This is a genomic window from Micromonospora sp. NPDC048894, assembly GCF_040649765.1.
Classification (GTDB): Bacteria; Actinomycetota; Actinomycetes; order Mycobacteriales; family Micromonosporaceae; genus Micromonospora; species Micromonospora antibiotica.
Genome location: NZ_JBEZFY010000002.1, coordinates 187,590 through 205,843, shown reverse-complemented (window position 1 = coordinate 205,843; position 18,254 = coordinate 187,590). Strand labels below are relative to the sequence as shown.

Sequence of the window (18,254 nt, the reverse complement as noted above, 5' to 3'; positions counted from 1 at the left end):
GTCACTCCGACACCGCCGTGTAGCGGTAGGTCTCCCCGTCGTCCTCGTCGGCTTCCTGCGGTTCGGAGACGTCCACCTCGACCCCGGGCAACGCGGCGACCACCCGGTCGGCGGCGTCCTCCGACAGGTAGTGGTGGTGCAGGTCGAGCGCGGACAGGTGGGTCAGGGGCTGCCCGCCGAGCAGTGCGGCGAGCCCGTCGTCGGACAGGGTGCCCAGCGACAGGTCGAGCCGCTCCAACCGGGGCACCACGGCGGCGGTGGCCAGCGCGGCGGCCAACTCGTCGGTGATCACGGAGTTGCGCAGCCCGAGCCGGCGCAGCGCCGGGAAGAGCTTGCCGGCCAGCAACGCGTCCAGGTCGGCCACGGTGGTGTCCCCGCCGTAGTCGTCGGTGCCCAGCCACAGGTCCAGGTGGTGCAGTGCGGGCAGCTCCGAGCCGAGCACCGCGGCGACGAACTCCCGGGGCAGCCCGCCGCTCTGCACCGACAGCGTCCGCAGCCGGTCGTGGCGCACCGGGGAGAAGCTGAAGTCCTCGCCGCCGCGTACCCGCAGCACCTCCAGCTGCGGGTAGGCGGTCAGCAACGGGCTGACGTCGCCGACCCGCATCCAGGAGACCTCGCACTCCTCGGTGACCATGTCGCCGAGGAACAGGGCCCGCAGCCGGGGCAGCCGGGGGGCCGCCGCGCAGAGCTGGGCGATCGGGGCGTGGTGGAACGCCGCGTATCCCCAGGCCCCGACGACCAGCGCCTCGGCCTGGTCACCGACCTGCTCGACGAACCTGTCGAACCGGTCCCGGAACTGTTCCGACAGGGTGTCCTGCCGGGTGTTGCCGTCGAAGTGCCAGTCGGCGACCCGCCAGCAGACCGGGCCGTCCACGGTGGGCAGCGGACCGTCGGCAGGGAACTCGACCACCGGCCGGCCGGCGAACGTCTGCGCGTGGGAACCGAACGTCATCGTCGCTCACTCCCCGACCGCGGTGAACCGGTAGACGGTGCCGTCGTACTCGTCGGGCGTCTGCGGGTCGTCCAGGTCGACCTGGACACCGGGCAGCGCGTCGGTCAGCCGCTGTGCGACCTCGCGGGAGAGGAAGTGGTGGTGCAGGTCGAGGCGGCGCAGGTGGGTCAGCGGCTGCCCGGCCAGCAGCGCCTCGGCGCCGGGGTCGGTGAGCACGCCCATCGACAGGTCGAGCACCTCCAGCCGGGCCACCACCGGGGCGGTGGCCACCGCCTGCGCGACGTGGTCGGCGAACTCGGCGTTGCAGACCGCCAGGTGCCGCAGCGCGGGCAGCCGGTCGCCGGCCAGGATCGCGGCCAGGTCGTCGACGCCGGTGTCGCCGCCGTAGTCCTGCCGGCCGAGCCACAGGTCGAGCCGGTGCAGGGCGGGCAGGTCGCTGTCGCCCACCGCCCGGGTCACCTCGGCCGGCAGGCCGCCGGTCTGGAAGCCCAGTTCCCGTAGCCCGGTGTGGCGTACCGGTTGCAGGGTCAGCTCGTTGGCCCCGCGTACCCACAGCGTCTCCAGCTGCGGGTAGGCGGTGAGCAGCGGGGTGAGGTCACCGTGGGTCAGCCAGGAGATCTCGCACTGCTCGCTGACCAGGTCGGCCAGGAACACCGCGCGCAGGGCGGTCCAGTCCTTCGCGGCGTCGGCCAGCAGGTCGACCGGGAGGGCCCGCTCGTACGCCGAGCCCCACTCGCCGATCACCAGGGCGCGGACCGCCTCGCCGGGCACCTCCGCCCGCAGCGCCGCGACCAGGCCGGCGAACTCCTCCGGCTCGGCCTCGAAGTCCTCGACCTCCAGCCGCCAGGCGACGGCCGACGGGTCGTCGGGCAGGGTCATCCCCGGTGTGAAGGGGACCACCGGCATTCCGGCGAACGACGACATGTGCGAACGGATCACGCCTACCTCCGGCTCGACTGGTGTGACAGCGGCGCGACCGTAACAGGGCCGACCGACAGGATGATCAGCCGCCGGGTGACCGGACCCGTCCGCGCCAACCGGTGGTGTCCGGCCGGTGACGCTTTACAGCGGAAGCAGGGTGTGCGAGGCTCGTGTGAGCGCTCCCACGGCGGTCCGTGTTCGGATACCCCGGGGAGTTCGCTCGTGAGAAATCGCACCCGGCGGGCGGCGTCGATCGTCGCCACTGCCGTCACCACCACCCTCGTCGCCGGTGTCGTCACCGCCGTCTCGGCGCAGGCCGCCGCCGGCTGTCAGGTCACCTACCAGGTCGGCGCCCAGTGGACCGGTGGCTTCACCGCCGCCATCTCGATCAAAAACCTGGGTGACCCCGTCAACGGCTGGCGGCTCGGCTGGACCTTCCCCGCCGGGCAGACCATCACCAGCGCGTGGGGCTTCACCGCCAGCCCGGCCAGCGGCGCCGTCGTCGCCACCAACCTCGACTACAACGCCGCCATCGGCACCGGTGGTGTGGTGGACGTCGGGTTCAACGGCACCTGGACCGGCAGTAACCCCGACCCCGCCGGCTTCACGCTCAATGGCACGGCCTGCACCGGGACGACCACCCCCACCACCGCCGCGCCGACCACCCCGCCCCCGACGACCACCCCGCCCCCCACCACCCCGCCCCCCACCACCCCGCCCCCCACCACCCCGCCTCCGCCGACCACCCCACCGCCGACCACGCCGCCGCCGACCAGCGGGACGCCGACGGTCGCCTCGGACGGCACCGGCAGGTACCGCACGGTGCAGGCCGCCATCGACGCGGTGCCGGCGAACAGTTCCAGCCGGACCACGATCACCATCAAGCCCGGCACCTACCGCGAGGTCGTCCGGGTGGCGTCGAACAAGACCAACGTCACCCTGCGGGGCCTCGGCTCGGCACCGTCGAACGTGGTGCTCGTCTACAACAACTCCGCCGGCACCCGTAAGCCGGACGGCACCACCTACGGCACCTTCAACAGCGCGAGCATGTTCGTCGACGGGGCGAACTTCGTCGCCGAGAACCTGACCATCGCCAACGACTTCGTGGAGAACTCCTCGGGCGTCGACCAGCAGGCGGTGGCGCTGCACCTGAACGCCGACCGGGCGGTGCTGCGCAACGTCCGGCTCCTCGGTGACCAGGACACCTTCCTGGTCAACGACAAGACCCGCGCGTACGTGGTCGGCTCCTACGTCGAGGGCACCGTCGACTTCATCTTCGGCGGCGGCACGATCGTCGTCGACAGCAGCTCGATCTACGAGAAGCGGTCGACCGGTGGACCGATCACCGCCGCCCGGACGCCGGCCAGCAAGACGTACGGGATGCTGATCTACCGCTCGACGATCACCGGGGCGACGAACAACACCACCCAGCTCGGTCGTCCGTGGGGGCCGGACGCCCAGGTCCTCTACCGCGAGTCGACGCTCGGCGCGACCATGAAGACCGCCCAGCCCTGGATCGACATGTCCGGCAACGTGTGGCAGAACGCCCGGTTCCGCGAGTACCGCAACACCGGGCCCGGTGCCGGCACCAACGGCAACCGTCCCCAGCTCAGCGACGCCCAGGCGGCCACCTACACGCCGCAGCGCTACCTGGCCGGCAGCGACGGCTGGAACCCGATGTGAGCGTCCGACCGACGGCGGATGAGCCTCACCCGAGGTGACCCCGGTCCCCGCGTCGGGTTCCGACGCGGGGACCGGACGGTCCGCAGCACGGGCCGGTCAGTCGGCCGACCGGCCTGGCCCGTGCTGCGCAGGTGCCCTCGCGCTCCTCGATGAGGGCGCGACGCAGTCGTTGCCGCTCGCGGCGGCTGACCAGGAACTCGGTGCCGGCCTCCCCGACGAGGGTGGGCATGTGCTTGAACCCCAGGGCCAGCAGCATGATGCCGGCGATCATCGGCAGGTGCAGGTGCCCGCCACCACCACCGCGAGGGCGGAGGCGACCAGCAGGCCGACCGAGTTGGTCAGCCGGGAGCCGGCGATGCCGACCGCGGTCAGCACCTCCCCGAGGGCGGCGATGACGATCAGGTCGTGCCGTTCGGTCCAGTGCCGGGCGGGGAAGATCATGCGCGGCGGCAGTGGCAGGGCCTGGCCGACGACGTAGTCGACGATGCCGGCCAGCACCCACAGCAGCACCTGCGCGGCGATTGTCCGGTCGGTGGGCAGCGCGGTGCGCGGCAGCAGCGCCGCGCCGGTCAGCAGGCCGGCGGCCAGGACCGGGGGCACGGTGAGCGCCAGGACGTCGCGGGCCCGCAGCTGCGGCGACGAGTACAGGCGCAGGCCCAGGTAGCAGCAGCGTACGGCGAGATGGCAGCCCGACGCGGGTATTGGCGACGCAGGGTGAGCCCGCCGCGCCCAAGGGTGCAATGTTTTGCGGATCATTGCCGGCAGATGTCGAAAACTTTGCCGCAAGGTCTTGCAAAACCTTTCATCGATGCCGCATCGTCTTCTCCACCGGACGGCCGTCCCACCGCCCAGCGCCTCTTCGACCCCCGGAAGTAGGTCCACTCCCGATGTCCGCACCCCGCGTTTCCCGGGGAACCCGTCTGCGACGGGGCCTCCTCGCCCTCGCTGTCACCGCCTCCTCCCTCGCCGCGCTGAGCGCGCTGCCGGCCACCGCCCCCGCGACCGCCGCCGTAGCCCTCAACGACAGCGAGGTCACCGCCAACCTCTGGGAATGGAACTGGCGCTCCGTCGCCGCCGCGTGCACCGACCACCTTGGTCCGGCCGGGTACGGCGCGGTGCAGGTCGCCCCGCCGCAGGAGTCGGTCAGCCTGCCGAGCAGCGCCGACGGCGTCCACCCCTGGTACGAGGTGTACCAGCCGGTCTCCTACCGGCTGGAGAGCCGGTTCGGCACCCGGCAGCAGTTCGCCGACATGGTCACCACCTGCCACAACGCCGGCGTGCGGGTGTACGTCGACGCGGTGGTCAACCACATGGCCGGCGCCAACAACCCCGAGTCGGTCGTCGGGTACGCCGGCACCGACTTCTCCGGCCCCGGTTACAGCTTCCCCGCCGTGCCCTACGGCACCGGCGACTTCCACCGCCCGGGTGACAACTGCCCGACCTCCGGTGCGATCAACGACTGGAACAACGAGGCCCAGGTGACCAGCTGCGAGCTGCTGTCCCTGACCGACCTCTACACCGAGAAGGACAGCGTCCGCACCAAGGTCGCCGGCTTCCTCAACGACCTGGTCGGCCTCGGGGTCGACGGGTTCCGGGTGGACGCGGTCAAGCACGTCAAGAAGGACGACTTCGCCGCGATCCTCGGCAAGGTGCGCAACACCACCGCCGAGAACAAGCGCCCGTACGTCGCCCAGGAGATCTTCGACGGGGCCAGCAACGACGCCCTCAAGGCCCGCGCCTTCACCGGCAACGGCGACGTGCTCGACTTCGGGTACGCCAAGGGCCTGAAGTCGGCGTTCCAGGGCTCGATCGCCAACCTGGCCAACGTCGGCAGCTGGAACCTCGACGCGCCGAGCGCCAACGTGTTCGCCATGGTCACCAACCACGACCTGGAGCGCGACGGGGTGGTGCTGTCCTACCGCGACGGCAGCGACTACGTCCTGGCCAACTACTTCGCGCTGGCCTACCCGCACGGCAAGCCGTCGGTCTACGACAGCTTCACCTGGTCCAACCGCAACCAGTCGCCGCCCGCCGACGGCAACGGCTACGTCACCGACACCGTCTGCGGCAACAGCTGGAACTGCCTGACCCGGTCCACCGGGATCAAGGGCATGGTCGGCTGGGCGAACACCGCGAAGTCGGTCCGGACCGTCTCCGACTTCACCGTGGTCAACAGCAACGTCATCGGCTTCCACCGGGGCGACCGGGCCTGGATCGGGATCAACGACTCCGGTTCCGCCAGCACCGCCACCTTCACCACCGGCCTGGCCGACGGGTCGTACTGCGACGTGATCTCCGGGGCGCGGGGCGGGTCCGGCTGCACCGGCACGACGGTGACCGTCAGCGGTGGCCGGGCCACCGTGCAGATCCCCGCCAACGGCGCGGTGGCGCTGCACGTCAACGCGAAGAGCGGCCCGGCGACCACGCCCACCGCCACCCCGACGCCCACGGCCAGCGCCACGCCGACGCCGACCGCGCCGGCCGGCACGGTCGCCACCACCTTCACCGTCACCGCGTCCCTCGCCGGTGGTCAGGACGCCTACGTGGTCGGCAGTGTGCCGGCGCTGGGTTCGTGGGCCCCGGCCGCCGCGGTCAAGCTGACCGCGCTGGGCGGGGGGACGTACCGGGCGGTGGTCAACCTGCCGGCGGCCACGGCGGTGGAGTTCAAGTTCCTCAAGAAGACCACGGCCGGCGTGGTGACCTGGGAGTCGGGGAGCAACCGGACGTTGACCACGCCGGGCGGCGGCACCGCGTCGGTCACCGACACCTTCCGGGGTGACCCGGCCGGCACGCAGGGGGCGTCGTTCACGGTCAACGCCACCACCTCGTACGGGCAGAACGTCTTCGTGGTGGGCAGTGTCGCGGCGCTGGGCTCGTGGAACCCGGCGAACGCGGTGGCGCTCTCCTCGGCGGCGTACCCGCTGTGGCGGGCCACGGTCGCCCTGCCGGCGAACACGACGTTCGAGTACAAGTACCTGAAGAAGAACCCCGACGGCACGGTGACCTGGGAGTCCGGGGGCAACCGCAGCGCCACCGTCGGGTCGACCGGCTCGTGGAGCGCCAACGACACCTGGCGGTGACGCCGGGCGGGTGCGGCGGCCGGTCCCCTTCCCGGGGGTCGGCCGCCGCGCCGTCGGTGCCGGGTGCACCGCCCGGCGGTGGGGTGCAACGGGAGAGTCGCGGGCGACATGTTGACGACAGTCGATGCATGCTCGTATCGTCCGGGAAAGCGCTTTCTCTGAGCCGCCACCTCGTCCGCCCACCGTCGGAGGTACGCCTCATGCGACCGTCCCGCCAGCGTCGGCTGGCCCTGCTGTTCGCCGCGGTGCTCGTCCCCGTGGTCGCCCTCCTAGGTCGGACCGGTCACCACCGCCTCCGCCGCCACCGCGTTCAGCGACGACTTCACCGACGGCGACACCGCCGGCTGGTCGAAGTCGGGTGGCACCTGGACGGTCGTCACCGACGGCTCCCCGGCCGTCCGGCAGTCCAACGCCGGCAGCGAGAACGCCCGGCTCTTCGCCGGCAGCAGCGGCTGGACCGACTACCTCGTCCAGGCCAGGGTGAAACCGCTCAGCCTCGGCACCGGCGGCCAGGTCGGCCTGCTGGCCCGCGCGTTCGGGTCGACGCGCTACTACCGGCTGGCGCTGCTGCCCGGCAACCAGGTGCAGTTGCAGGCGGTGAACGGCGGCGCGGTCACCGTGCTGGCCGGCATCGTCCACCCCGTGACCACCGGCACCTGGCACACCCTCGTCGTCGAGGTCGTCGGCAGCACCGTGCGGGGCCGGGTCGACGGGGTCTTCGTCGGCGAGGTCACCAGCTCGCTGATCGGAGCCGGCCGGATCGGGTTGCAGACCGCGTACTCGTCGGCGTCCTTCGACGACGTCCTGGTCAGGGACAACGACGTTCCGCCGACCACCCCGCCCGCCCCCACCCACACCCCGCCGCCGAGCCCGACCACACCCCCGGTGACCCCGCCGGCCACCACGCCGCCCACCAGCCCGCCCACCGTCCCGCCGCCCGGGACCGTCGTGCTGGTGGTGGCCACCGACGGCGACGACGCCAACCCCGGGACGCTGGCCCGGCCGTTGCGCACCATCCAGCGCGCGCACGACCTGGCCGAGCCCGGCACCACCATCGCGGTACGCGGCGGCACCTACGCGCCGACCAGCACCATCAAGATCCTCAAGGACGGTACGTCGTACCAACCGATCACCCTGATGAACTACCAGGGTGAGAAGGTGGTCATCGACGGTGAGAACATGCCGTACACGCCGGGCGCGGTGGGTTCCAGCATCCCCCGGGCCGACCGGGGCGCGCTGCACGTCGAGGCCGACTGGTGGCGGTTCGTCGGCCTGGAGATCGTCCACGGCCCGTACGGCATCTTCGGCGTCGACACCAACTACGGCAGGTACGAGCGCCTGGTCACCCGGGACAACTACGAGTCCGGGCTGCACCTGCAGGGCGCGTCCAGCGGCAACCGGATCATCAACCTGGACAGTTACGGCAACCGGGACCCCCGCAAGAACGGCGAGAGCGCCGACGGGCTGGCCATCAAGGAGGGCTCGGGCCTCGACAACCGGGTGAGCGGTGCGCGGCTGTGGCGCAACTCCGACGACGGGTTCGACGCCTGGCTGTTCCAGTCGCCGATCCTGATCGAGGACAGCGCCTCCTACGACAACGGCTTCAACTACTGGAACCTGCCCGACTACGCCGGGGACGGCAACGGCTTCAAGCACGGTGGCGGCAACGACCCGCGCCCCGCCGTCGACCACGTCACCCGCAACAGCATGGCCTGGGGCAACTCGGCCGGCGGCTTCATCGACAACGGCAACCCCGGCACGCTGCTGTTCGACCGCAACACCGCGTGGCGCAACGGCAAGGCCGGTTTCGACGTGTCCCGTTCCACCTCCCGGCTCAGCCGCAACCTCGCGGTCGGCAACACCCCCGACGTGTCGCCCGGCTCCTCGACCGGGGCCGACAACTCCTGGAACCTGGGCGGCGACTGGCCGCTGGTCAGCACCGACCCGTCGACCATCACCGGCCCCCGGGCCGCCGACGGGTCCATCCCGCCGTCTCATTTCCTGCGCCCGGTCGACGCTGCCGACGTGGGTGCCCGGCTCTGAGCCACCCGACCGGGTCGTGCTCCCGCCCGCACCGGCGGGAGCACGACCGACCCGTCCGGGCGGCCCGGCCCGGCGGCCCCCGACCGGCGTGGTCGGGGCCGGCCGGGCGGTGCGGCGTCGCCCGACGGGGACTCAGCGGCCCTGGAGGGCGCGTACGTTGTCGCCGAAGGTCCAGCCCTTGGACCCGTCCCAGTTCACCGACCAGGTCATCATCCCCTTCAGGCCGCCCCGGTAGGTGTTCCACGCCTGCGCCACCGAGGCCGGTGCCAGGTAGCCGCCGCCGGCGCCGGGCTGCGCGGGCAGGCCGGGGACCTGCTTGTCGTACGGGACGCGGATGGTGGTGCCCTGGATGACCAGGCCGGCGTTGAGGCAGTCGGTCTGGGCGGTGAAGCCCGCCACCGTCCCGGCCGGGTACGAGTCACCGACGCAGCCGTACATGCTGCCGTTGTAGTACTGCATGTTCAGCCACCAGAGCCGCCCGTTGTCGACGTACCGCTTGATGACCGGCAGGTACGCGCCCCAGATGGAGCCGTAGGTGACGCTGCCGCCGGTGACGTACGCGGTCTCCGGTGCCATGGTCAGGCCGAAGCCGGCCGGCATCTGGGCCAGCACGCCGTCGATGATGCGGATCAGGTTGGCCTGCGAGGTGGACGGCCGGGTGATGTCGCCGCTGCCGGTCAGCCCGGTCTCGATGTCGATGTCGATGCCGTCGAAGTGGTACCGCTTGAGGATCGGCACGACGGTGGCGACGAACCGGTCGGCGACGGCGGCCGAGCCGAGGTCGATGCCGGCGGTGGCGCCGCCGATCGACAGCAGCACAGTCAGCCCGGCGGCCTTGGCCTGGCACATCTCGGTCGGGGTGGGCACCCGGACGGTGGCGTCCATGCCGTCCTCCCAGAGCACCGTGCCGTCGGCGCGGATCACCGGGAAGGCGGCGGTGACCACGTTGTAGCCGTGCCCGGTGATCCGGGGGTCGGTGATCGGGATCCAGCCCAGCGGCGGGTGGACGCCGTTGGCCGCGCCGTCCCAGTTCTCCCAGTAGCCCTGGAGCACCTTGCCGGTCGGCCGGGGCTTCAGCGCGCAGCCCGTGCCGTCGGGCGGCGGCGTCGTCGTGCCGGGGGTGGCGGTGGGCGTGGGTGTCGGGTGACTGGTGGGAGTGGCGCTCGGCGTGGGTGTCGGGGTTGGCGGGCGGGTGGGCGTGGCGGTGGGTGTCGGCGACGCGGTGGGGGAGGGGGTGCCGGTGCAGACGCCCAGGTCACGCCAGAGCGCCGGGACGGCGGCCGGGTTCCAGCCGGCGCCGGCCGGCGGGGTGTGGGTCACCAGCGACTCGTAGAGGCGGCCGAGGTAGCTGACCCGGGTGCCGGCCGGGTAGGTGACGCCCTCGGCCCAGGCCGGTGCGGAGCAGGCCGCCATGGTGGCGGCGTTGCCCGTTGCCGTGGTCGGCGCGGCGAAGCCGTTCGCGGTGGGCAGTGCGGCGGCGAGCACTACCACCCCGGCCAGGATGGCCGTCGTCCCCGGTCGAAGTCGCATGGCATACCTCCTCGTCGATGGCGGGGAGGCTAGCAGTTAACTTTGTTAAATGTAAATGCCTGCGCGTAGGTGCGCCGCCCGGCAGGGGTGGGGTCGGGCGGCGCACCCGGTCGGCGTTGCGGCCGTAGCCGACCACCTCCTGACCGGCGGCCCTACGGGACCAGGCGGGCGGTGCCGTCGGGCAGCGGGGCGGGGTCGCGGGGAAGGGTCGCCGTCAGGGGGCCGGGTTCCAGCCGTCCGTGCCGGCCAGGTACCGCTGCGGGGTGTAGGTCGACGCCTGCGCGTCGGTCAACTGTGGCCGGTCGACGGTGACCGTCGACCCGGGACCGTCGTTGCGGTACTCGGAGAACCGGGCGTCACGCCAGGAGAAGCCGGACATGTCGCTCCACGGGGAGTCCTTCACGTGCGCACCGAGCACGCTGTCGCGGAACACCACCTGCCCGATCGCGTTGACGTCCCCGCTCGGGTGCCACGGTCGGCCCAGGTGCACGCTCTGCGCCGCCGCCGAGTCGGTGGTCAGGGTGCAGTCGGTGAAGAGCAGCCCGTACGGGTTGCCGATCATGGTGGACGGTGCGGTGACGTACCCGTTGTTGCTGGTCGAGCCCCGGCTGAGTGACCGGATCTCGCAGTGGTCGAAGACCCCGGTGCCCCGGCCGAAGACGAAGTCGACGTCGCCCTCGACGTAGCAGTCCCGGAAGTACGCCCGGCCGACCGCGTCGACGGAGGCGCTGTTGTGGTAGAGGGTGTCCTGGTTGCCGAGGAACCGCACGTCGTCGAAGACCAGCCGGTCGGCCCGGGTCAGCACGGCCACCGCCTGCTCGGCGCTGTAGTCGTGCGCCGCCTCGTCGAAGTCGTTGGCGAAGGTCAGGTGCCGGGCGGTGAAGTCGTTGCCGTCGATGGTCACCGAGGCGCTGCCCGACGTGCCGTACGTGCCACCGCCCGGCTTCGGGGTGCCCGAGGCGTTGTCATAGACGATCACCACGTCCCGGGCGTCCCCGGTCGACCCGACGAACGACACGTACGGCTTGCCGGCCGGGACCGTCACCCGTTCCCGGTAGGTGCCCGGCCGGATGGTGATGGTGTACCGGCTCGTGTTGCCCACCGGCACCGCGTCCACCGCCGCCTGCACGCTGGTGAAGTCCCCGCTGCCGTCCCGGGCGACCAGCGAGGACCCCTCGGCCGGCCCGGTGGGCGTGGGCGTCGGGCCGGTGGGCGGCGGGGTGTCCGACGGGGTGGCGGTGGGGGTGCCACCGGGGGTCGGCGTCGCGCCGGTCGGGGTGGTCGTGGGGCTCGGTGGCGCACTGGTCGGGGCGGGTTCGCCCCGGGTCACCAGCACGTCGTCGAAGCGGGCGGTGGCGTTGCCGGTCTGCACGCCGATCCGGCCGGTCGCGGTCAGGGTGCCGGTGCCGGAGCCGACCGGGACGCCGTCGACCCAGCCGCGTACCACCGTCCCGGCGACCTCGATCCGCAGGGTGTGCCAGCCGCCCGCCGTCACCGGGTGGGACACCGTGCCCAGCGGGGTGACCCGGCCGCTGCGTACCGCCTCCAGCCGGAACTGGTCGCCGGCCGACAGGGCGAGCCGGTAGTAGCTGGTCGCGCCACTGGCGCGGGCCAGCAGCGCGACCATGCCGTTGCCGGGCAGGGTCAGCGGCTTCACCCGGGCCTGCACGACCTGGTTGGCCCACGACGCGCTGCCGGCGAACAGCCGGGCGTCGCCGGTGTCGGCCCTGGCCTGCTGCAACGCCGGGCTGTCGTCGGCGGCCACCGACCAGGTGCCGCCGGACCTCGACCAGCCGGCCAGGTCGCCGTCGGTGAAGTCGTCGCTGAACAACGGCGCGGCGTGGGCCACCCGCGCGCCGCCGAACTGGGTGAGGGCGAGCAGTACGGCGGTGAGCGCCGCGACGGTGACGGCGAGCGGGCGGAGGCGCTTCGTGCGCATGGCGGATGAACCTCCGGGGACGGGGATGGAGGTGGGAGACAGTACGTGAAAGCGCTTTCCTGGCGCACCGTAACTCCGCCCATACGCGACTGTCAATGCGCAGCGACCGCCGGAAACGGGTGTCCGTCCCGGCTGCGCGGACCCCTCAGCCCATCCCGAGGGCGGCGGCGAGTTGGCGGAGGGTCGGCGGGGCGTCAGGCTCACGGGTCACCCGGGCGAGCACGTCCCGGCCCGCCGGGCGGTGCCGGATCTCGGCGGGCGCGATCCGGTCCGCGTCGACCAGGATCCGGCCGGCCCCGGCCGGATCCGCGTGGTGCAGATGGGCGCGGGCCGCATCGACCAGGTACGCGGCCCGGTGCTCGACGGGCAGCCACCGCCAGCCGTCCCGCCGGGTGACCGCCTCGTGTCGGGCCAGCGCGCCGTGGGCGTCGCCCAGTTCGACGGCCGTGGCGGCGCGCGCCACCGCCACGGCCGTCGGTCCGAAACCGGTCCGGTGGTGGTCGTGCCCGTCACCGACGAACGTGGCCAGGTCGTCGGCCTCGTCGAGCAGGTCGGCCACCGCCGCGTCGTCGCCGTGGGTGGCGGCGGCCAGGGCCGCCTGGAGGAGCAGCGTCCCGCACAGGGACAGCTCCGGGGACACGTCGCACCCGATCACCGGCGGGGCGATCCGGTACGCGGCGGCCAGCATCGCCGACTTCGCCACCCGCACCTCACCGGAGGCGCGCAACACCTGGCCGAGCTGCACCGCTGCGGCGGCGACCAGAACGGAATCGTCGGTCGCGGTGCCCATCGCCCGATCGACCGCCAGCCACGCCAGCTCCGGCGCGGCCAGCTTGACCAGCAGCGACGCCGTGACCCGGTACGTCTCCACCAGCGGCCCCCGGCCCGCCACCGGATCGGCGGCGTGGGCGCGTTCCGCGTCGGCCAGCAGTTCCGGCAGCAGCGCCACCACCTGGGGATAGCTGGCGTGCTGGAAGGTCGTCCAGGCGTGGGCCACCCGCCGGGCCACCTGGCCGGCGGGTGGCACCGGCCGACTGCCCGCCGGGCGGGCCAGCGGGATGTCGTAACCGGGAGAGGGCCACCCGGATCCGCGCGACGTCCGCCGTCCACCCGGTCACCTCGGCCGACCGGGCGTCCCGACCGAGCAGCACCCCCGGGTCGATGCGCAGCACGGCGGCGATGTGCTGGAGCGTCGACACCTTGTCCAGCGTGCGGACACCCCGTTCGATCTTGTCCACCCAGCTCTTCGACTTGCCCAACCGGTCGGCGAACACCTGCTGCGACAACCTGCGCCGGCCCCGCCAGTACGCCACCCGCCGCCCCACCGGCAACAACTCACTACTGTCCACGACGCCACCGCCGGTCGGGTACGGCCCGGGTGGTCTCCTCGGCCGGTATCCGTTCGGCGTCGGCCTGGGCGAGAAGCCGTTGCCTCGCCTCCTCGTGCTCCGCCGCCTGGATCTGCTCGCCTCGGCTCGCTGCCGGCTTGTCGCCCTGGTCCCGCATGTCGCCTCCATCGGTAGGGGCGCGGCGGCACGTTCCTGAGATGACATCACGCCGCGTCCTGCGTCGGTCACCAACTTCAACGAGCAGGTCACCCGAACACAGGTTGTCGTGACTCAGGGCGATGACACAGGTGCGAATGGTGCGATTCGATGATCGTGACGCATCAACTCGGACGTGCCGTACCAGCTCAGCGCGCGCCGCCCGTCAGCTCGGCCAGCTCCGCCAGCTCGTCCGTCATCGCTCGACGGCGACCCGTGACGATGGTGTCCACGATGTCCCCCGCGTACCGCTGCTGCCGCAGCCAGGTGGGGGCGGTGTCCCGCAACTGAGTCAGCACCGCCGTGGCCTTCCCGTACCGCCGCAACTGCGCATAAGCCCATGCCAGGTCCAGTCGATGCCGCCGCCACGCCGACGCGCTGATGGTGGGCACCGGGGGCACCAGCGCGGACAGCTCCAGCACCCGGCCCGCATCCCCGGCCACGGCTGCCGCCTCCACCCGTTGCATCTGCACCTTGGCGTCGTCGAACCCGCCCACCAGCATCAGGTGATCCGATGCCGGCACCCGCTCGCCGATCCGGGCTGCCGCCGCGGCGGCGACGCCGATGAGATCGGCCACCTCGTCCGGCCGGTTGTCTCGGGCGTGCGCGGCGGCGGCGCTCAGCAGCAGCCACCCCCAGGCGGCCAGCTCTTCCGGGGCTGCCCGAGACAGTCGCGGCTCCACCTCGTCGGCGGTCACCACCGCCAACCCGGCCGACTCGCCAATTCGTCCCTGCCGCATCAGCAGCCAGCACATCGTCCGAATGACGGTGGCCGCCACCACCCGGTTCGCGGACCGCTGGGCGGCGTCGAGCGCTGCCGACAGTGCGGTCTGCGCCAGGTCATCGGCCCGCAGTTGGATCAGCAGACCACCCGCCAGGTGCTGGGCGCGGGCCAGTAGGTCGTACGCTTCGTGCTGCCGGTCACTCCCCACGAGCCCGACGGCGGCACGTACGTTCACCAGCAGCGGCGGCACCACCCGCAGCGCGACCGCGTAGTCACCGGCATGGTAGACGTGGTCGGCGGCGTGCAGATTCCGTCTGAGCGTGTCGAGGCCGGGGGGTTCGTCCGCCGGCACGACGAGCGGAGCGCCGTCGATCCCCCGCACCGGGGCCACCACTCGGCGGATCTCCGCCAGTGACAACTGTCGGTGACCCGGCTCCCCGCGCGCGGCGGCCTGCGACGCGTCGCCCAACAGCGCGGACGTCGAGACTCCCAGGGCGCGGGCGAGCGCGTGCAGCGTATCGAGGCGAGCCGCGCCCCGGCTGCCCTGCTCCAGCTTCCGAATCACCTCGACGCTGATGCCCGACCGTTCGGCAAGCTGCTCCTGCGTCAGCCTCGCCTCACGACGGATCTCCGCGAGACGATCACCCACTGTCGGTATAGCCATGCCGTCTCCTGCCAGCGCGAGGAGCAACCGCCGCCGGCTCGCCCGGGAGGCTGCCACTTCGGACGGTACACCTCGCACCGATCGCATGAGGTGTCCGGGTGGTTACCGTACGCGTTGTCCTCGGTGGATGCCTCGGCGCGGTGTGATCAGTCCTCGGTCTGGGGGCCGAGCAGGCGGATCTCCTCGATGTCCAACGTCGCCTGCACCTCCCGCAGCACGCTGTCGTCGATCTCGTTGTTGTCGCGCAACCGGGTCACCTCGCGGCGCTTGTGTTCCAGCACCCCCAGCCGCAGCCGGGTGTCCAGCTCCTGGGCCCGGTCGGCCTCCGGCCCACCACCGGTCGCCGTCACCAGGTCCAGGTGCCGCTGGTAGTCGGCGCGCAACCGGTCCACGGCCGCCGCGTCGACAGCGAGGTCGGCGGCGACGTCCGGCAGCGCCGCCAACGCCACCTCGGTGGTCCGGCGGCGGGCGTGCCGGACCTCGTCGCCACGCGCCTCGTCGCCGCGCAGGCCGGCCCAGCGGGCCACCGCCGGCAGGGTGGTGCCCTGCACCAACATGATCGACACGATCGCCACGGCGGTGCAGAAAATGATCAGATCCCGTTCCGGCACCGGCGTGTGCGTGGTGGCCGTGGTCACCGGCACCGCGAGGGCGGCGGCCAGCGACACCGCCCCCCGGAACCCCGCCCAGCCGGCCGCCACCCGCACCCGCCGGCTCACCGTGGCACCCCGGCCCACCACCGGCAGGCCGTAGGAGAACAGCTGCAACCACACCAGCCGGACCACCACCACCATCAGGGTGACCGAGGCGGCGATCGCCACCGACCGCATCAGCGAGGTGCTGGTCACGTGGTTCACCGCCCGCGGGATCTGCATCCCCAGCAGCACGAACAACGCCCCGTTGATCAGGAAGGTGGACAGGTCCCAGAAGGCGTACGCCAACACCCGGGACCGGGCCCGGATGATCCTCGGGCTGGCGTACGACAGCAGCAGCCCGGCGACCACGACGGCGAGCACCCCGCTGGCGTGCACCACCTCGGCGAGCAGGAACGCGGCGAACGGGGTGAGTACGCTCAGCGCGCCCTCGCGCAGCGGGTCGTCCAGCCGGCGGCGGATCAGCACCACGACCAGGCCGACGACCAGCCCGGCGGCGACGCCTCCGCCGGCCGAGCCGACGAACCGGCCCAGGAAACCGAACACCCCCGGCGCGGTGCCACCGACGATCAACCCGACCGTCACCGAGAACAGCACCAGCGCGGTGCCGTCGTTGACCAGGCTCTCCGCCCGCAGGGTGGTCAGGATCCGGCGGGGCATCCGCTTCGCCAGGCCGGCCACCGCCGCCGCGTCGGTGGGGGCGAGCACCGCGCCGAGCACCCAGGCCGCCTGCGGGCTCATCCCCAGCCCTTTGGCGACCAGCGCCACCGCCACCATGGTCACCACCACCAGCGCCACCGCCAGCGAGGTGATCACCAGCAGGTTCGCCCGGATCTCCCGCAGGCTGATCACCAGGCTCTCCCGGTAGAGCACGGCCGGCAGGAAGAGCAGCAGCACCACGTCCGGTTGGAGCACCACGTCCGACAACGGCGGCAGCAGCGCCAGCAGCCCGCCCATGGTGATCAGCAGCACCGGCGGGGCCACCCGGTACCGGCCGCCGATGGTGGTGCCGACCAGCACGGTGGCGGCCAGCACCACGATCAGGACCAGGACCTCCACGGCACCCCCCGCCTCCACCCGACATGCTGGTACGAAGTCGGCGGCGAGGCGGGGAGAATCCGGGATCTGCCCGGACCGGGTCAGGTGACCCGGGACGGCTCCGCCGGCACCTCGGTCCAGGCCCGCCGCTCGGCGAGGTCCCGCAGCCGGTCCATCGCGTCCCACACGTCGACGTGCCGGGTGTAGAGCGCCGCCGGGCCGAGCCGTAGCCGGTCGGGCACCCGGTAGTCGCCGACCACCCCGGCGTCGACCAGGGCCCGGGAGATCCGCAGCGCCTCCGGGTGGTACAGCGACACGTGTCCGCCGCGCCGCCGCGGGTCGCGCGGGGAGGCGAGCTGGAAACCGTGCGGGACGAGCCAGGCGTCGGCCAGTTCGATGATCAGCTCGCCGAGGCGTAGCGACTTCTCCCGCACCCGGTCCATCCCGGCGTCGGCCAGCACGTCCAGGGCCGGGTCGAGGGCGGCCATCCCGAGCACCGGCGGGGTGCCCGCCAGGAACCGCTCCGGGCCGGGCGCGGGATCGTAGCCGGCCCCCATCCGGAACTGGTCGCGCTGGCCGAACCAGCCCCAGATCGGCTGGCGCAGCGACTCCTGCAACTCCCGCCGGACATAGAGGAAGGCCGGTGCGCCGGGGCCGCCGTTGAGGTACTTGTAGGTGCAGCCGACCGCGAGGTCGACCCCGGCGGCGGTCAGCTCCAGCGGCACCGAGCCGACCGCGTGCGACAGGTCCCACAGCACCAGCGCGCCGACCCGGCGGGCCGCGTCGGTCACCGCCGCGACGTCCAGCAAGGCCCCGCAGCGGTACGACACCGCCGAGAGCACCACCAGCGCCACGTCCTCGGTCAGCGCCGCCGCCAGGGTGTCCGGGTCCAGCCCCTCGTCGAGGTCGGAGGGGAGTAGCCGCAGGGTGTGCCCGCGCTGGGCGGCCAGCCCCTCGAGCAGGTACCGGTCGGTGGGGAACTCCTCGGCGTCGGCCAGGATCGTGCCCCGGCCCGGCCGGGCGTCGAGGGCGGCGGCGGCCAACTTGTAGAGGTTGACCGAGGTCGAGTCGGAGACGATCACCTCGCCGTCGCGGGCGCCCAGCGCGTGGGCGGCGATCCGGTCACCGATGCGGCGTGGCCACTCGATCCAGGTCGGCCAGCTGCGGACCAGCTCGGTGCCCCAGCCGTCGCGGACCAGGCCGGCCAGGTGGTCGCCGGTGGCGGCGGGCAGCCGGCCCAGCGAGTTGCCGTCGAGATAGAGCAGGTCGTCCACCACGAACCGGTCCCGCAGGCCGGCCAGCGGATCGGCGGCGTCCCGTTCCTGCGCGTCGTGCCGGGATGTCGGTGCGGTCATGGTGTCCTCCCTCCGCCCGGGGACACCCGGGCCGATGCAGGCTAGCCGATCGCCTGGTCGGCCCACCCCGGCCGGTGCCCCAGGCACCGCAGGCCAGCGCCCCGGCGTCGGGGAAGCGCCCGGCCGCC

At 72.8% G+C, this 18,254-nt stretch carries 14 protein-coding genes; 4 read left to right on the top strand and 10 right to left on the bottom strand.

The features are described from left to right. Position 1: 1 nt before the first annotated feature. Positions 2–952, bottom strand: coding sequence for an STM4015 family protein (locus tag AB0C22_RS04810; protein WP_219461867.1), 951 nt, complete (start codon positions 950–952; stop codon positions 2–4). A gap of 6 nt (positions 953–958) precedes the next feature. Further along, positions 959–1,891 carry an STM4015 family protein gene (locus AB0C22_RS04805; RefSeq protein WP_357533526.1) on the bottom strand — a complete coding sequence of 311 codons (933 nt, stop codon included), beginning with the start codon at positions 1,889–1,891 and terminating at the stop codon, positions 959–961. Positions 1,892–2,095: 204 nt separating this feature from the next. Here AB0C22_RS04805 and AB0C22_RS04800 point away from each other — a divergent pair, with 204 nt between their 5' ends. After that, positions 2,096–3,556, top strand: coding sequence for a pectinesterase family protein (locus AB0C22_RS04800; RefSeq protein ID WP_357533524.1), 1,461 nt, complete (start codon positions 2,096–2,098; stop codon positions 3,554–3,556). 25 nt (positions 3,557–3,581) lie between these two features. Here AB0C22_RS04800 and AB0C22_RS04795 read toward each other — a convergent pair whose 3' ends face one another. Together AB0C22_RS04795 and AB0C22_RS04790 are read right to left on the bottom strand one after the other, a co-directional pair. Next, on the bottom strand, positions 3,582–3,827 hold the full coding sequence (locus AB0C22_RS04795) for a hypothetical protein (protein ID WP_357533522.1): 246 nt from the start codon (positions 3,825–3,827) through the stop codon (positions 3,582–3,584). After that, positions 3,824–4,312 carry a low temperature requirement protein A gene (locus tag AB0C22_RS04790; RefSeq protein WP_357533520.1) on the bottom strand — a complete coding sequence of 163 codons (489 nt, stop codon included), beginning with the start codon at positions 4,310–4,312 and terminating at the stop codon, positions 3,824–3,826. Before AB0C22_RS04790 ends, AB0C22_RS04795 begins: the two co-directional genes overlap by 4 nt. Before the next feature lie 131 nt (positions 4,313–4,443). On the opposite strand from AB0C22_RS04790, the gene AB0C22_RS04785 reads away from it, so the two are divergent. Both AB0C22_RS04785 and AB0C22_RS04780 read left to right on the top strand, forming a co-directional pair. Next, positions 4,444–6,636, top strand: coding sequence for a carbohydrate-binding module family 20 domain-containing protein (locus AB0C22_RS04785; RefSeq protein WP_219461876.1), 2,193 nt, complete (start codon positions 4,444–4,446; stop codon positions 6,634–6,636). Positions 6,637–7,116: 480 nt separating this feature from the next. Further along, positions 7,117–8,679 (top strand): DUF1565 domain-containing protein, encoded by a 1,563-nt coding sequence (locus AB0C22_RS04780; protein WP_357533517.1) that lies wholly within the window; start codon positions 7,117–7,119, stop codon positions 8,677–8,679. 132 nt (positions 8,680–8,811) lie between these two features. On the opposite strand, the gene AB0C22_RS04775 is transcribed toward AB0C22_RS04780, so the two are convergent. The 3 genes from AB0C22_RS04775 to AB0C22_RS04765 form a co-directional block, all read right to left on the bottom strand. Next, complete coding sequence (locus AB0C22_RS04775; protein ID WP_357533516.1) at positions 8,812–10,209, bottom strand: glycosyl hydrolase family 18 protein; 1,398 nt, start codon at positions 10,207–10,209, stop codon at positions 8,812–8,814. Between the two features lie 214 nt (positions 10,210–10,423). Beyond that, complete coding sequence (locus AB0C22_RS04770; RefSeq protein WP_357533514.1) at positions 10,424–12,148, bottom strand: pectinesterase family protein; 1,725 nt, start codon at positions 12,146–12,148, stop codon at positions 10,424–10,426. Between the two features lie 710 nt (positions 12,149–12,858). Further along, on the bottom strand, positions 12,859–13,422 hold the full coding sequence (locus AB0C22_RS04765) for a helix-turn-helix domain-containing protein (RefSeq protein WP_357534024.1): 564 nt from the start codon (positions 13,420–13,422) through the stop codon (positions 12,859–12,861). Here AB0C22_RS04765 and AB0C22_RS04760 point away from each other — a divergent pair. Further along, the gene (locus tag AB0C22_RS04760) at positions 13,358–13,693 is read left to right on the top strand and encodes a hypothetical protein (protein ID WP_357534045.1); all 336 of its coding nucleotides are present in this window, start codon (positions 13,358–13,360) and stop codon (positions 13,691–13,693) included. The genes AB0C22_RS04765 and AB0C22_RS04760 overlap by 65 nt on opposite strands. A 148-nt stretch (positions 13,694–13,841) precedes the next feature. Here the strand turns inward: AB0C22_RS04760 and AB0C22_RS04755 are convergent, their stop codons facing one another. The 3 genes from AB0C22_RS04755 to kynU form a co-directional block, all read right to left on the bottom strand. Then, complete coding sequence (locus tag AB0C22_RS04755; RefSeq protein ID WP_357534022.1) at positions 13,842–15,080, bottom strand: helix-turn-helix transcriptional regulator; 1,239 nt, start codon at positions 15,078–15,080, stop codon at positions 13,842–13,844. 146 nt (positions 15,081–15,226) lie between these two features. Then, complete coding sequence (locus AB0C22_RS04750; protein WP_357533512.1) at positions 15,227–16,792, bottom strand: Na+/H+ antiporter; 1,566 nt, start codon at positions 16,790–16,792, stop codon at positions 15,227–15,229. Between the two features lie 80 nt (positions 16,793–16,872). Next, positions 16,873–18,126, bottom strand: coding sequence for a kynureninase (kynU, locus tag AB0C22_RS04745; protein WP_357533510.1), 1,254 nt, complete (start codon positions 18,124–18,126; stop codon positions 16,873–16,875). Positions 18,127–18,254 lie beyond the last annotated feature (128 nt).

Bases quoted from the DNA above. Each gene is read 5' to 3' on its own strand.
- AB0C22_RS04810 (WP_219461867.1), bottom strand. From the start codon at position 952: ATGACGTTCGGTTCCCACGCGCAGACGTTCGCCGGCCGGCCGGTGGTC.
- AB0C22_RS04795 (WP_357533522.1), bottom strand. From the start codon at position 3,827: ATGATCGCCGGCATCATGCTGCTGGCCCTGGGGTTCAAGCACATGCCC.
- AB0C22_RS04790 (WP_357533520.1), bottom strand. From the start codon at position 4,312: ATGATCCGCAAAACATTGCACCCTTGGGCGCGGCGGGCTCACCCTGCG.
- AB0C22_RS04785 (WP_219461876.1), top strand. From the start codon at position 4,444: ATGTCCGCACCCCGCGTTTCCCGGGGAACCCGTCTGCGACGGGGCCTC.
- AB0C22_RS04775 (WP_357533516.1), bottom strand. From the start codon at position 10,209: ATGCGACTTCGACCGGGGACGACGGCCATCCTGGCCGGGGTGGTAGTG.
- AB0C22_RS04770 (WP_357533514.1), bottom strand. From the start codon at position 12,148: ATGCGCACGAAGCGCCTCCGCCCGCTCGCCGTCACCGTCGCGGCGCTC.
- AB0C22_RS04755 (WP_357534022.1), bottom strand. From the start codon at position 15,080: ATGGCTATACCGACAGTGGGTGATCGTCTCGCGGAGATCCGTCGTGAG.
- kynU (WP_357533510.1), bottom strand. From the start codon at position 18,126: ATGACCGCACCGACATCCCGGCACGACGCGCAGGAACGGGACGCCGCC.